Source organism: Alistipes sp. ZOR0009, assembly GCF_000798815.1.
In the GTDB taxonomy this organism is placed as follows: Bacteria; Bacteroidota; Bacteroidia; order Bacteroidales; family ZOR0009; genus Acetobacteroides.
The window spans coordinates 14501-28318 of sequence record NZ_JTLD01000039.1; the positions used below are offsets into that span (position 1 = coordinate 14501).

The 13818-nt window shown below is 41.9% G+C and carries 12 protein-coding genes; 2 read left to right on the plus strand and 10 right to left on the minus strand.

Annotated features, from left to right (window positions below):
• From lpxB to L990_RS12085, 10 genes are all read right to left on the minus strand, one after another.
• The gene (gene lpxB, locus L990_RS12040) at positions 1-1122 is read right to left on the minus strand and encodes a lipid-A-disaccharide synthase (RefSeq protein ID WP_047449552.1); all 1122 of its coding nucleotides are present in this window, start codon (positions 1120-1122) and stop codon (positions 1-3) included.
• Positions 1123-1272: 150 nt separating this feature from the next.
• Positions 1273-1581, minus strand: a complete 309-nt coding sequence (locus L990_RS12045) for a hypothetical protein (protein WP_047449554.1) — start codon at positions 1579-1581, stop codon at positions 1273-1275.
• Positions 1582-1812: 231 nt separating this feature from the next.
• Positions 1813-2622, minus strand: coding sequence for a 5'/3'-nucleotidase SurE (surE, locus tag L990_RS12050; RefSeq protein WP_047449556.1), 810 nt, complete (start codon positions 2620-2622; stop codon positions 1813-1815).
• A gap of 136 nt (positions 2623-2758) precedes the next feature.
• A complete protein-coding gene (locus tag L990_RS12055) occupies positions 2759-4606 on the minus strand; it encodes an LTA synthase family protein (protein WP_052180966.1) in 1848 nt (615 codons plus the stop codon).
• Between the two features lie 88 nt (positions 4607-4694).
• On the minus strand, positions 4695-6008 hold the full coding sequence (locus L990_RS12060) for a hypothetical protein (protein WP_047449559.1): 1314 nt from the start codon (positions 6006-6008) through the stop codon (positions 4695-4697).
• A 50-nt stretch (positions 6009-6058) separates the two neighbouring features.
• Positions 6059-7225 carry a glycosyltransferase family 4 protein gene (locus L990_RS12065; RefSeq protein WP_052180967.1) on the minus strand — a complete coding sequence of 389 codons (1167 nt, stop codon included), beginning with the start codon at positions 7223-7225 and terminating at the stop codon, positions 6059-6061.
• Between the two features lie 59 nt (positions 7226-7284).
• On the minus strand, positions 7285-7806 hold the full coding sequence (rfbC, locus tag L990_RS12070; protein WP_047449563.1) for a dTDP-4-dehydrorhamnose 3,5-epimerase: 522 nt from the start codon (positions 7804-7806) through the stop codon (positions 7285-7287).
• Between the two features lie 42 nt (positions 7807-7848).
• Positions 7849-8733, minus strand: a complete 885-nt coding sequence (gene rfbA, locus L990_RS12075) for a glucose-1-phosphate thymidylyltransferase RfbA (protein WP_047449592.1) — start codon at positions 8731-8733, stop codon at positions 7849-7851.
• Positions 8734-8916: 183 nt separating this feature from the next.
• Positions 8917-9573 carry a fructose-6-phosphate aldolase gene (fsa, locus tag L990_RS12080; protein WP_047449566.1) on the minus strand — a complete coding sequence of 219 codons (657 nt, stop codon included), beginning with the start codon at positions 9571-9573 and terminating at the stop codon, positions 8917-8919.
• A gap of 130 nt (positions 9574-9703) precedes the next feature.
• A complete protein-coding gene (locus tag L990_RS12085) occupies positions 9704-10525 on the minus strand; it encodes a nitroreductase family protein (protein ID WP_047449569.1) in 822 nt (273 codons plus the stop codon).
• A 299-nt stretch (positions 10526-10824) separates the two neighbouring features.
• Between L990_RS12085 and L990_RS12090 the strand changes: the two genes are divergently transcribed.
• Together L990_RS12090 and L990_RS12095 are read left to right on the plus strand one after the other, a co-directional pair.
• Positions 10825-11196 (plus strand): DUF1987 domain-containing protein, encoded by a 372-nt coding sequence (locus tag L990_RS12090; protein WP_047449596.1) that lies wholly within the window; start codon positions 10825-10827, stop codon positions 11194-11196.
• A 154-nt stretch (positions 11197-11350) separates the two neighbouring features.
• On the plus strand, positions 11351-13495 hold the full coding sequence (locus L990_RS12095; protein WP_047449572.1) for a S9 family peptidase: 2145 nt from the start codon (positions 11351-11353) through the stop codon (positions 13493-13495).
• Positions 13496-13818: the final 323 nt, after the last annotated feature.

A 13818-nucleotide genomic window follows, 5' to 3' on the forward strand; every position in this document is an offset into this window, starting at 1 on the left:
CTATTTTGTTAGTAGTTCTACCATTTTTTTTGCAGTTCGCTCTGAGGAACCCACCTTTTCGAGCATGGTTTGCAGCTGGGCATACTCGGCAAGTACCTGCTCGCGCTTAAAACCGTGAGGTAGTAGCGAGTCTAGTTCCTGTATCATCTTTTCCACGGTCATATCGTACTGAAGCAGCTCGCGAACGACCTCGCGGTTCATGATAATGTTGACCAATGATACCCACTTTACCTTGATGAAGGCCTTGGCAATCCAAGCCGAGATGTGGCTTGTTCGGTAACAAACGGCCTGTGGAACGTTGAATAGGGCAGCCTCGAGGGTTGCCGTTCCGGAGGTTACCAGCGCGGCGGTACATACGTTAAATAGGTCGTAGGTTTGATTGTACACCATTTTAACCTCGCCATCGTCAAGGAATGGAGTGTAGAATGAGCGGGGAAGAGACGGTGCTCCGGCTAGCACGAACTGCAGGTGGGGATAGCGTGATGCGACTTTTTTCATTAGAGGGAGGCATTTCTCTACCTCCTGTTTTCTGCTTCCGGCGAGTAGGCCTACTATAGGTTTGTCTTCTAAATGGTTTTTGGCGATAAACTCCTGATAGGAGGGGAGCGTTTCTTTTCTTTGCTCTAACGCATCTATAAGGGGGTTACCTTCGTAGTGGACTTCTATTCCGTGTTTCCGGAAATATTCGGTTTCGAAGGGGAAAATGGTGAATAACTTATCAACATGTTCCCGAAGGCGCTTAACGCGTCCTTCTTTCCAAGCCCATACTTTTGGAGCAATGTAGTAGAACACTTTTATGCCACGCTCTTTTGCCCACCTAGCTATACGGAAGTTGAATCCGGGATAGTCTATCAGAATTACTACATCGGGCTGGTAGCTGGCGATGTCGGTTTGGCACTCCTTGAAGTTATGCGATATGGTTTTTAGGTTTTTCACCACTTCTAGGAAACCCATAAAGGCCATTTCACGGTAGTGTTTTACGAGCACTCCCCCTTCGGCCTGCATCAGGTCGCCACCAAAGAATCGAAACTCTGCGTTGGCATCGTGCTGTTTCAATCCCTTCATGAGGTTTGAACCGTGTAAATCGCCAGATGCTTCGCCTGCTATTAAGTAGTATTTCATTTGCAGATAGTTTTTATTTGTGCGATGACGCTCGTCGGAGTCATCTGTTTTCCAGTAGGTTTTCTTCCTTCGTCTATTTTATGATGGATTCTGCTTGTTGCAATGGCGAAGGCCAATTGCAGGGCCGTCGCCGCAGTGTTTATCTCTTAGTTAGTAGACTTTCTGTAGAAAGTAAACAAGTGCAACTACGATGGCCATGATCATAGTTCCCCAAACTACACCCTTTGCGCTGGTGTCCCGCTTAAAGTGAAGGTAAAGATAAAATAATCCTAGATTTGGATATACGCAAAGACTTAGCAGCTTAGATAAGGAGCCTAGGTAAATCATTGTGACCAAATAGGAGGTTACTTGGTTTGCTCGTGACATCACCAAAATGGTGGTTAAGAAAATGAGTAGAGGCGCTACAACTCCAACAGCTACACCCACACGTAGCGCATCTCTTTTAAAAAAATTGAGCATTTTAGTCTTAATTAGAACAATCCTACAAAATTAACATATTATTCTAACTCCAAAATAGCAGAAAGCCTAAACTGAAGGGAAGATGCTTATTTTTAGGTTTTCCTATATGCCTAAAATACCAGTGAGATGGCGAGGTTTAGTGCTGTCTCTTACTGCTTGAGATGAAATGTAAGCCAAAAATGTGAGACTAAGAGGATAAAGAAAAAGCACCCTCAGGGTGCTTTTGTATGCCTAATGCTGCTTTTTTAGCGAACTTTCATTTTCGAGATTCCACTCCATCTGCATCTTTTTAAGATAAGTTTGGTGGGTCCAGTCGATATATAGCGGGACAATGGCTACGTATCCGTTGGCTAACGCCCACTCGTCGGTGTCGGTAGCAGAAGGTTCTTCGTTATGGAAATATCCTGTAAGCCAGTAGTAGTTTCTTCCAAAGGGATCTTGGCGTTGATCGAACTCCTCGCGCCAGTTGCCGTGCGTTACGCGGCAGAACTTATATCCTTTTACCTTATCGGCTGAAATATTCGGTATATTGACGTTTAGCAGGGTGAAGTGAGGGAGTCCCTCTTCCATTACCTTTTTTATAATTGGAGAGAACCATTGCTCAACGGCCGAAAAATCGGCTTTTGGCGAGTGGTCTAGAAGCGAAAATCCTACAGAGGGAATGCCGTAGAGTGTCCCTTCTACTGCTGCACCGATGGTTCCAGAGTATATAACGCTCACCGAAGAGTTGGAGCCGTGGTTTACACCCGAGATCAGCAAATCTGGCTTATGTTTTAGGATTTGGTTCATGGCCAACTTAACACAGTCGGCAGGGGTGCCATTTACGGCGTACCATTCAGCACCATCCTCGCTTTTCACTTTACGAAGGCGAAGAGGGAACTTTGAAGTAATGGCGTGTGATTGTCCGCTTTGTCCCTCTTCGGGAGCAACCACCACTACATCGCCAAATTTTTTGGCTATATCAACTAACGCTGCGATGCCTTGAGCGTTAACACCATCGTCGTTTGATACAAGTATTACAGGGCGCTTAGTGTTTATCATTGTTTTTCTTTTTATATCGATTAATTGTTTACTTTTCGCTCTTGGCTGCTGGTTGTCGAAGCGTTGAGGCGACGATACTTTTGTGTAACCGAAGGCTTATAGTTGGCAAGTTGCTAAGGTGGTAGTATTTCTCTTACTACAGCTCCACAAAGTGCTTGCTGTATACCTGAAACAGAGCTTTTCCTCGTTTTTTTACTTCTTCGGTCGGATTTATTTCCTGAGAGTATTTTTTTCCTACGTTGTCAAAAACAACCACCGAATTACCTTCGGCATAGCCAAATCCATTGTTGAAGATAAACATGCCAAAGTCTTTAAAGTTTTTGTCGAGTAGATTTCTCGAAAAGGTGTATTTCTTTGTATCCATGTTTAGCTGGGAAAGAAGCGTGGCCGCAAGGTCGTGCTGTACGCCTATCTTATCAACTTTCATGCCTTTTTCTTTTAGGGCACCACCTAGCCAGAGCATGGGAATTTGGTTTCGTTTTTCGTCGAAAATTTCGGAGTGATTTGCAAAGCCCCTACCGTGGTCGGCTATGATGATAATGAGCGTATTGTCCCACCAGCTGCTTTTCTTTGCTTGACGGATAAAATTGCCAAGGCACATATCGGTATAGTAGGCGGCATTTTTGAATTTGCTCTCGTCATCGCTACCTTTAAATACTGTTTTCATTGGTACGTCGAACGGTTCGTGGCTGCTTAGCGTGAAAAAAGCGTAGAAGAATGGTTGCCTTTCTTTATTGAGCGAGTCGAGCATTCGGTTGAAGACAAATCCATCCTGAGCACCCCATTTTGATTGCTGCTGCTCTTTGGGGAAGTCATCTTGGGTAATCATTTTGTCATATTCCGATGATACAAGGTAGGTACGCATATTGGCAAAGCCGATATCTCCGCCATGAAAATAGGCGGTTTTGTAGCCCTGCTTTTCAAAATCTTTGGCTAGCACAGGTAGCTTTAGCACCTTGGCATTGTGCTTTATGATCGAGGTCGTTGGCTGTGCTGGATAGCCGCTCAGCACCGAAACTATCCCTTTTTCGGAACGTTGGCCATCATTGTAAATGTGGCTAAACAGGACACCTTCCTTCATTAGGCTGTCGAGATTTGGGGTGATGCCTTTGTTTCCACCAAGGGTTTCGGTAATGGTGCTGACAAAACTTTCCATAATAAGCACCACTACGTTAGGTCGTTGTGTTTTTAGGATGTAGCGAGTTTCTCCAGATTGCTTGTAGAGGCTGTCAACGATTGCTTTAGCCTCTTTGTCTTCCATGAAGCGGTATATTTTGTCTGTATCCTTCAACTTGTTTAGAGAGTAAAAAACGTTGAATGCGACATTGACTGTTGCTTGGTTGGTAAAGTTGTCTTTCGAAAAGTATGCTTTGCCGGGGTTCATAGGGGAAATCCCAAACCCGCCTCTAATGGGAATGATATTCAGCGAAAGCAGTAAAAAGCACCACCAAGGTAGCTTGTTCTGTAAGTTGGTCCTTTTGAATATAAGACGACGGTATAGCCACCACCAACCAAATGCATATGCACCAACCACTAACGGGGTGAAAATTATCTGCGAAAGGGACATGGTTGCTAAAACTTCAGATGGAGTCTTTAAGTACATTAGGGGGGTGGCATCCATTCTAAAACCCCAATATCTAAAGAGCACGCTATCTGATATCACAATGAAGGATACAAGTATTAGCAGTACGAAGGTGACTACGGAAGTTATTTTAGGAGTATGCGATGGTTTAATCCAGCTGCTGACGATAAAAAATAGGCCTGCAATGATGGTGATGTAGCCAACCATTGACAAATCCATGTGAAGGCCATGAATAACCATGCCAATATAGTCGGATGCAGCAATCTCATTTGTGTTTTTTATGTTGACAAGTAGAAACATAATCCTTGCCGAAAAGAAAAAGGCAATCCAAAATAGAGCGTAAGCTAGATACTTTTTTAAAATAAATTTTAGGGCAGCTAAATGACCTCCTGAATACTCCATAGCGCAAAAAAATTACCAAAGACGTTACAATAAACGTGCAAAATTATTAATTAAAGATAAGAGAACAAGGTTTTGAACATACATTAACCTACATAATTCGGATTTGTTGCAGTAGTACTTGGGCATACATCGGCGAACTTACTCGGATAGAGGATTGATGGTCGCTGAGAATTCCGTTGGTGAATAATTTATTGTAATCGGTAAATCCTTGTTCTACGATATTTTTTATCATCTCCATAGGAATCGTGTACCTTGTTTCGATATCGGAAAGATCTACAGTTTCATAAAACGCTAAAGTGGTTGCTACATCGAGGCATATCCTGTTGGGTTGGGTTAACTTTGCGGCAACGGCAGCAGAGGGGGCACCTGTCCCTATTTTGTCTGCATATACCTTCCAGCTGCTTTCGTTAACCGAGTATAGATCTGAGAATAGAGATTCGGAGCCAACTCCAATGCCATAGATTTGATAACCAGTGATATTTAACGGATATTGGAGTATGCTTGAGATGGTCATGTTAGAAAAATAACCAATGGAGGATGATTGCTCTTCTTTAATGTACAAATGAGGATTTATGCATTTATAGTGGCTTTGGGTAAGATAGCAGAAGGTTTCGTATAACATGGCTATACATTCCTCTTCGCTGGGTAGTCCGTAGAAATCTATTCGTTGCTTGGTCGATTCTGCCGTGCTGCTATAGCAAAAAGGGGTAAGGGTTATGGTTTCGGGAGCAAGCTGTGCAACTTCTTTTACTGATTCTATAAAACTGTCTGCTGTTTGTATTGGCATACCATAAGAAAGCTGAATGTTTAGCTTTATTCTACCTCTTTTTCTGATATGCTGAACCTGATTGCTTATTGGCAGCGCTTTATAGTCGGCCTCGATTGCATCTAAAATTTCAGTTCTGAAATCTTGCTGGTCAATAGTTATGAAGTTGAAGCCGATTCTGCGCAAATCGTCGATTCTCCGTAACGACAAGAAGGAGGGGGTGCAGATTATCCCAACTGTAGCGTCTGGGGCAATAGTGAATTCGGTATGAATGAGTTCAACTAAATCTTCTAGAAAATCAGCGGAAAGAGAGTTTGCACCTGCTCCATATAGCTTTATGAACGAAACTTCTCTATCTCGATCCAGATAAGTTGCCAGCTGCTGTATCTCTAAGCAAAGAGCCTCAAAGTAGCGCTTGGTGTGAGCTTCGGGGGTGATGCTTCCTAACGAAGAGTTGATGCTGAGGTCAGGAATGGAGATATTTAAAAAGATGCTTTTTGCTCCACTATTTGACCTATCTAATGCAGAAAAAAAGCCATCTTCCGTTACGCTGGACGATGGCTTTAGAATATCTTTTAATGATGATGGTTGGGTTAACCGATACCGTTCGATCAATTCGTAGTAATCTAGAGACATGCACTTTGTTTTGTCCAAAATTACTCAAAAAAATTATTCAGAATGGTAATTTATAAGTTTGATGGCTTATTGCATTTTTCTGAAATATTTATTACTGGTTCGAGCGCATTCGAACCTTCTATCTCTTCTTCTTGGTGTTGTTTAATTCTATGCAAGGTTACCATCATTAGCACACCAAGCGCGATGTCAACTAGGAGCATCATGTTGATGTTTAAAACTTTGCTCAGATAGTAGTTTAAGAGAATAACCAATCCTGCGATGAATAGAATTGTAACCATAGCCTGCTTATGGCTAAAGCCAAGTGCCAAAAACTTATGGTGAATATGAGTTTTGTCGGGATGAAATGGAGATTTGCCCTTACGTATGCGCTCTACAAAAACCCTTGCTGCATCAAACAACGGAATGAATAGTATAGAGAAAACAAAAGTTGGGGCATTTCTAAAGCTTGTGGTTGATCCATCTGATACAATCATGCAGAGTTTGGCACTTAGGAATGCGATTAAAAAACCAATAAGAAGCGACCCTGTATCTCCCATAAAAATCTTATGTCTGTTGCCAAATACGTTGTAAATGAAAAATGGAACAATAACGCCGAGCATTCCTACCGACAGCATGGAGTAGATGTATAGTTCCATTTCCCAAAACCAAAGGCCTAGAGCGAAAAGAGCAATGCTACTGAGCCCTGTAGCCAGTCCGTCAATTCCATCAATTAGGTTTATGGCATTGATGACGAAGGAAACTAAAATGATTGTTAGAAGGTAACCAATAATGGGGTGAATTTGATAAACACCAATAAATCCATGTAAGCTGTTAACGTAAACCCCCGAGAGGATAACCATTGATGATGCAAGGAATTGTGCAACTAACTTATATTTAAAACTTACATTAACGAGATCATCAGCAAGGCCTGTGAAGTAAAGAATAAGGAAGCCACAAAGCAAGAATAGCATCTCAAGTAGAACTGAGTAGCAAATTTGAGGCGGTATCCCAACTCCAAAAAAGTAGCGCAATCCCATAACAAAAGCAACAGAGAAGGTTAGCGCAGGTAAAAAGGAAACTCCTCCAAGTCTGGGGATTGGGCTTGTGTGTACTTTTCTTTCATTGACGTAATCGAACAGTCCCTTTTTTTTAGAGATCGTTACGATTCTAGGAACAACTATGAATCCAATTGTAGCAGATATTACAAATGTCAATAGAATGAAAAAATTAATTAGCATAAAAATAGTATTAGTAGAATAAATAACTCATCAAAGAAGTAGTCCCGCAGGCTAAATATCTATATTTTTTCTAATACAGCATCTTTCTCTGAGACTAAAACATTCACATCAATTTCGGGCCATTTAATGCCAAAGGATTGGTAGTGAAATCCAGCTTCGCTCTTTTTTGAGTATACGTTGTCAACTTTGTATTGAAAAATGCACTCATCGCTTAGAACTAAGAAACCATGAGCAAAACCCCTAGGAATAAATATTTGGCGTTGGTTTTCTGCGCTCAATTCTATTCCGACATATTCTCCATAAGTCGGAGAGCCTTTTCTTACATCGACAGCAACGTCAAAAACTTTTCCGCTGACAACGCGAACCAACTTTGCTTGGGCAAACTCCCCTGTTTGGAGGTGCAGTCCTCGTAGAACTCCTTTTGTTGATTTTGATTCATTGTCTTGGATCCAATCTACAATTCCAATGTGTTTTTCAAATTCCGTCTTTTTGTACGATTCCATAAAGTAACCTCTGGCATCTGTAAATGCTTTAGGTTCTATGATGATAACGTCAGGTATATTTGTTGCTATAAATTGCATGTTATTGTGATGTGTATTGTCTCTATTTGGGTTTAAAGCGTTTTATTGGTTATCATTAGCAATGAGCTTCTGCAGATACTGTCCATATTGATTTTTTGCCATTGGTTTGGCAAGCTCCGCGACCTGTTCTGCGGTGATGTATCCTTTGTTGTAGGCAATCTCTTCGAGACATGCGACCTTTAAGCCTTGTCTCTCCTCTATAGTTTCGATAAATTGGCTTGCTTCGAGCATACTCTTGTGGGTTCCCGTATCAAGCCATGCAAATCCACGTCCCATTAATTCGACATCTAACATGCCTTTTTTTAGGTACTCCTGATTTACAGTTGTTATCTCGAGTTCGCCACGTGCTGATGGTTTTACATTTTTTGCGACTTGAACTACATCGTTGGTGTAGAAGTATAGTCCAACAACAGCATAGTTACTCTTGGGCTTTTCTGGCTTTTCTTCTAGGCTCAATACGTTGCCGTCCTTGTTGAATTCCACCACTCCGTATCGTTCTGGGTCATTTACGTAGTAGCCAAAAACGACGCTTCTCCGTTTTTCTTCCACAGTTTGTACGCTGCGTTGTAGCATCCCAGATAGCCCATATCCGTAGAAAATATTATCTCCAAGAACCATGCATACGTCATCATTCCCGATGAAATCTTCCCCTAAAATGAAGGCTTGTGCTAATCCGTCAGGAGAGGGTTGTACCTTATACTGAAAATTTACGCCAAATCGCGTTCCATCTCCAAGTAGTTCCTGAAACCGGGGGGTATCGTGTGGGGTAGATATAATTAGTATATCCCTAATTCCGGCAAGCATGAGAACGGAAATTGGATAGTATACCATGGGTTTGTCATAAATCGGGAGAAGCTGTTTAGAAACAGTTTGTGTAATTGGATACAAGCGAGTACCGCTTCCTCCTGCTAGTACGATCCCCTTCATACAGATGTTTTTTTGTTGTTTGGTTTTAGTGGGTATGCTATCCATCCTACTTAAACAGATATAGTGCAAAAGTATGAAAAGGTTTGCATAAAGTTTAATATTATGGCAACATATTATTTGTTTAGAAACATAGTAAAATAAAAAAGCCCGATAGAGGCTATCGGGCTTTGATGTTTTGTAGTGTTACTCCTGAACTTTTTTAAAATCGGCAAGGAAAGTTGCCAATCCGCTATCTGTAAGCGGGTGCTTAAGCAGCCCGAGAATTGCGCTCAAAGGGCATGTTGCAACGTCTGCGCCTACCTCCACGCAATCAATAATGTGCTGTGTAGATCTAATAGAAGCAGCAAGAACTTGTGTTTTGTACCCGTAGGTGCTGTACATATCTACAATTTTTGCAACCAGCTCGATGCCGCTAGAGCTGATGTCATCTAAGCGTCCAACGAATGGAGATACGTATGTAGCTCCTGCTTTGGCTGCTAGCAATGCTTGTCCTACCGAAAATACGAGGGTGCAGTTGGTTTGTATCCCATTATCTGTAAAATGTTTAACGGCACGAATTCCATCTTTTGTACATGGAACTTTAACTACGATATTGGGATGAAGTGCTGCGAGCTCTATCCCTTCTTTAATCATTCCGTCAAACTCCGTAGAAATAACTTCTGCGCTGACAGGCCCATCTACGATGCTACAGATTTTCAGGTAATGGTTCTTTACATTCTCTTCTCCTTTTATTCCCTCTTTGGCCATCAACGATGGATTCGTTGTTACACCATCCAATACTCCTAGGTTATTTGCCTCCTCAATTTGGGCAAGATTAGCCGTGTCTATAAAAAATTTCATTATTGTGGTTTTTATAAGTTTGACACATCCTTTAAAAATGGGCGAACAAGATAGTAATTGTTTGGCCTGATGAAAAGGTTTTGATGACTTTTTATTGCGGTTGTTTTCTTTTATGCTCGATTATTGAGTGTTAGAGCAACGTAAACTTAAGAGGATTTCTATCAACAAGTCTCTTATAATGGTATTTAGGATATCCAACCATCAGCGCGCCCACAACCATCTGTTCTTCCGTAAGACCAAGTATATCGTATACTTCCTTATTGTATTCGGAGGTGCTCATTTCAAAAAATCCAGCCCAGCAGGTGCCTAATCCTAATGTTGGAGCAAAAAGTTCGGCATAGGCAAGGTTGAATCTTGCATTGTCACGAGCCATAGGGAGCTTGCGGGGCCCTACTGCTACGATGGCGGCGGGTGCTCCCCTGAAAATCATATCAGAGCCTGTTCCCTTGCTAATTTTAGAAAGGTTGGCGTATTGGCGAAACGAGGCGTTGGTTTTGGCAAGAGCATCAATCCACTCGAGAGTAAAGTTGGATAGCGCCTTTATTGTTTCGCTACTTTTAATAACTACGTAGGAAATGCTTTGAGAGTTTCCTCCAGTTGGGGCATAGTGGGCAATATCCAGTATTTTCTCCAGCTTGTCGGTTGGCACTTCAAGTTTTCTGTAGCTTCTAATAGAGCGGCGCGAACGTAGGAACTGTTCTGCCTCTTCGGCAGTTATGGATAGCGGCTTTTCTATATTTGTTTGATTTTTTAGAGGAGTCCAGCTAAAATCTAAAGCAGCTACAGGGCAAATGGCAACGCAATGGCCGCATTTGATGCATATTTTCGCGTTTGGAAGCGTAGGCCCATCTGCCGTCATTGCAATGATTGATGATGGGCATACATGTGAGCAGGCGCTGCATTTGGTGCAGCTTGCTGCTACTGTGAATGTGAAGTCTGGCGTGGAAATCATGCTTTTTTTAGATAAAGGTAAAAAATGGAATTTGTTTTGCTAGTGTCGCCTCTTTAATTGAAGGGATGAGGCGTTTAAATTACTGCGATTGAGAGAGCGTACTCGATAGATTATTGTGCCTTTAAAATTTGAAAATCAAAATCTTATTTCTTGTTGAAATGGAGAAAACATCAGATACCATTTTTTATACCTCAAAATTTGGGAAGCAAGTATCATCGTGTTAGAAAAAAGTTATATTGCAACAGTTGTGATCCTCTGATAAGGGAATACGGAGGATGCTTAAAATTAATATCTTGGTTATGGAATCATATAAAGTGGAAGGGACACCACGCACGCCTTTTGTGCTGATGGATGTCAATAGTGGGGTGCTGGAGATTAAGGGGATTTCTATTCCAAATAATTCTTACGATTTTTTTAAGCCGCTATTTGAAGTTTTAGATAGGTATGTCGAAAATCCGGCCCCAAAGACCGTGATTAATTTGCATTTAAGCTACATAAATACGAGTACCTCCAAGGCTCTGTTGGAGTTGTTTAAAAAGGTGGCGATTCTTCAAAATGTGGAGTTTAACTGGCACTGCGAAGCTGATGACGAGGAAATGTTAGAGTTTGGAAAAAACTACGAGACTTTACTCGGTGTTTCTTTCAACTTTTTTACCTTTTCGATGAATTAGAATAGAAGAGATTGAGAGGAGACGTAACATTTTTGTTACGTCTTTTTTGTTTCTTTACGCCCAACTTACGTAACGTTTTGTGTTAATTGTCGTCCTGTATGATAGTTATTCGTTATTTGTTGCATTTTGATTGAAGACTAATAAATTGACATAAATGAGAAAACTGCTGCTACTGCTGCTGATGATGGCTGGCTTTTCGGCCTACTCGCAGCCTAAAAATTTTACGATAGAGCAAGCCACCATGGGGCAAATGCGCGATTTTGGCCCACAATCAATGCGGAGCATGTGCTGGAAGGGATCTGCACCCGTGCTTACCTATATAGAAGATGGTAAGCTAATGGGGGTAGACTCTAAAAGTGGAGTAACCTCCGTGCTTGCAACCATTGCTGATTTGAGTGGAGATGCAAAAAAGGCTGTTGCCAGGGAGTTTCGGGTGGGACGTGTTGCTTGGAACGATGCGAATACCTTATCTCTATTTGGTGCAAATGCAACGGTTGTTTACGACTTACCTTCAAAGTCTGTCAAATCTAAAGTTGTGGCACCAAGTGAAGCTGGTGATTATACGCTTAACAGCGCATCCTCTATGGCTGCGTTTACCATTGATGACAACCTTTACTATGTAAGCGGATCATCTACCCCCATACAAATCACGAAGGATGGAGGAAAGGGAATCGTTAATGGGAAATCAGTCCATCGAAATGAATTTGGCATTAAAGGTGGTATTTTCTGGTCGCCACAAGGAAATGCTATAGCTTTTTATCGCATGGATGAGAGCATGGTGAGCGAATATCCTATTGTTGACATATCTAAGCGGGTTGCGGAGTATAGAGGCGAGCGATACCCCATGGCTGGCATGGCTAGCCATCAGGTAAAGGTTGGTGTTTACGATATTAAATCGGGGAAGACCGTTTTTCTTGAAACAGGAGCGCCATCTGATCGCTTTTTCACCAACATAGCATGGACACCCGATGAGCGTTTTATTCTGGTTGCCGAAATCAACAGAGCTCAAAATGAGATGCTGCTAAACAAGTATGATGCTCGCAGCGGAATGTTTGTTGCAACGCTTTTTGAGGAGAAGAGCGATAAGTGGGTGGAACCACAAGTTCCTGCGCTATTCCTAACGAAGAATCCTAGCCAATTTATTTGGCAAAGCCCTAGAGACGGATGGAATCATCTTTACCTATATGATATTAATGGAAAGCTAGTAAAGCAGCTAACCAAAGGTGCTTGGGAGGTTTCCGAATTGGAAACAGTTACTCCAGACGATAAATATGTATACTATACATCGACTGCAGTAAGCCCCTTGGAGCGTCATCTGTATAAGCTCGATATAAAGAGTGGCAAAACGGTTCAGCTAACATCAGAGAGAGGAACGCATAATCCTATAGTCAACCATGCTGCAGGTTTGTTTGTAGATCAGTACAGCAGTTTGAATATCCCTAATGTGATTAATATTAAATCGATTGTTAAGCCGGTTGTTGTTCGTGACCTAATTGTGGCTAAAAATCCATACGAGGGTTACAGGATGGGGCAGGAGCGCTTTATTAAAACTAAAACGGTTGATGGCAAGTATGATCTTTACGGTCGTATTATACTTCCTGCTGATTTTGATTCGACCAAGAAATATCCAGTGGTGGTGTATGTTTATGGAGGACCACATGCGCAGCTGGTTACCGACAGCTGGATGGGAGGAGCGCGTTTGTGGGAGTTTTACATGGCACAGAAGGGGTATATCATGTTTACTTTAGATAATAGAGGTACGCCTGCGCGAGGAAACGATTTCTATCAGGCAATTCACCGCAAGTTGGGTGAACCAGATATTGAAGATCAGATGCAGGGGATTGCTTACTTAAAGTCGCTTCCTTATGTTGATGCAGATCGTATAGGCGTACATGGGTGGAGCTATGGTGGTTTTATGACAACCTCTTTAATGTGCAAGCATCCCGAAACCTTTAAGGTGGGTGTGGCTGGTGCACCCGTTATTGACTGGAAATACTATGAGGTGATGTATGGCGAACGCTATATGGATACGCCACAGGAGAATCCTGAGGGATACGCTCGTGCTAGCCTCCTCAATAACGTAAAAGGGTTAAAGGGCGATTTGCTTATTATTCATAGCGACTATGACGTAACCGTTGTATGGCAAAATTCATTACGTTTTATTCAAGAGTGCGTTAATAATAATATCCCTGTTGACTACTTTGTTTACCCTCAGCATGAGCATAATGTGAGAGGAAAAGATCGAGTTCACTTAATGACCAAGATTACAAAATACTTCGATGACAACCTAAAGAAGTAGCGTTTGTAGAACGCTTCAAAAACTTTTAATTAGTAGATTTATAAACAGAGAGCCTGCATAATCGCAGGCTCTCTGTTTATAAAGGGTGTCTTTAAATATCCTGTTTTACTAATTAATCTAGATTCATTCATTCCTTTTTGGTCAGGTTTAGGTACGATTCTAAAAAAAACACCCCTCCTATCTTTGTGGTAAGTGTTGGTATTAGAGGGTTGAAGGACTCGTTAACGCGCTGCCGTGGGGTAAAAGAGGGGTTTGGGTATTGCAGAACCGGAAAAAGGGGGTACTTTTGCATCCGCTTTCGGGGATAACGGTTCGCCTACGGG

Bases quoted from the DNA above. Each gene is read 5' to 3' on its own strand.
- lpxB (WP_047449552.1), bottom strand. From the start codon at position 1,122: ATGAAATACTACTTAATAGCAGGCGAAGCATCTGGCGATTTACACGGT.
- L990_RS12045 (WP_047449554.1), bottom strand. From the start codon at position 1,581: ATGCTCAATTTTTTTAAAAGAGATGCGCTACGTGTGGGTGTAGCTGTT.
- surE (WP_047449556.1), bottom strand. From the start codon at position 2,622: ATGATAAACACTAAGCGCCCTGTAATACTTGTATCAAACGACGATGGT.
- L990_RS12055 (WP_052180966.1), bottom strand. From the start codon at position 4,606: ATGGAGTATTCAGGAGGTCATTTAGCTGCCCTAAAATTTATTTTAAAA.
- L990_RS12060 (WP_047449559.1), bottom strand. From the start codon at position 6,008: ATGTCTCTAGATTACTACGAATTGATCGAACGGTATCGGTTAACCCAA.
- L990_RS12065 (WP_052180967.1), bottom strand. From the start codon at position 7,225: ATGCTAATTAATTTTTTCATTCTATTGACATTTGTAATATCTGCTACA.
- rfbC (WP_047449563.1), bottom strand. From the start codon at position 7,806: ATGCAATTTATAGCAACAAATATACCTGACGTTATCATCATAGAACCT.
- rfbA (WP_047449592.1), bottom strand. From the start codon at position 8,733: ATGAAGGGGATCGTACTAGCAGGAGGAAGCGGTACTCGCTTGTATCCA.
- fsa (WP_047449566.1), bottom strand. From the start codon at position 9,573: ATGAAATTTTTTATAGACACGGCTAATCTTGCCCAAATTGAGGAGGCA.
- L990_RS12085 (WP_047449569.1), bottom strand. From the start codon at position 10,525: ATGATTTCCACGCCAGACTTCACATTCACAGTAGCAGCAAGCTGCACC.
- L990_RS12090 (WP_047449596.1), top strand. From the start codon at position 10,825: ATGGAATCATATAAAGTGGAAGGGACACCACGCACGCCTTTTGTGCTG.
- L990_RS12095 (WP_047449572.1), top strand. From the start codon at position 11,351: ATGAGAAAACTGCTGCTACTGCTGCTGATGATGGCTGGCTTTTCGGCC.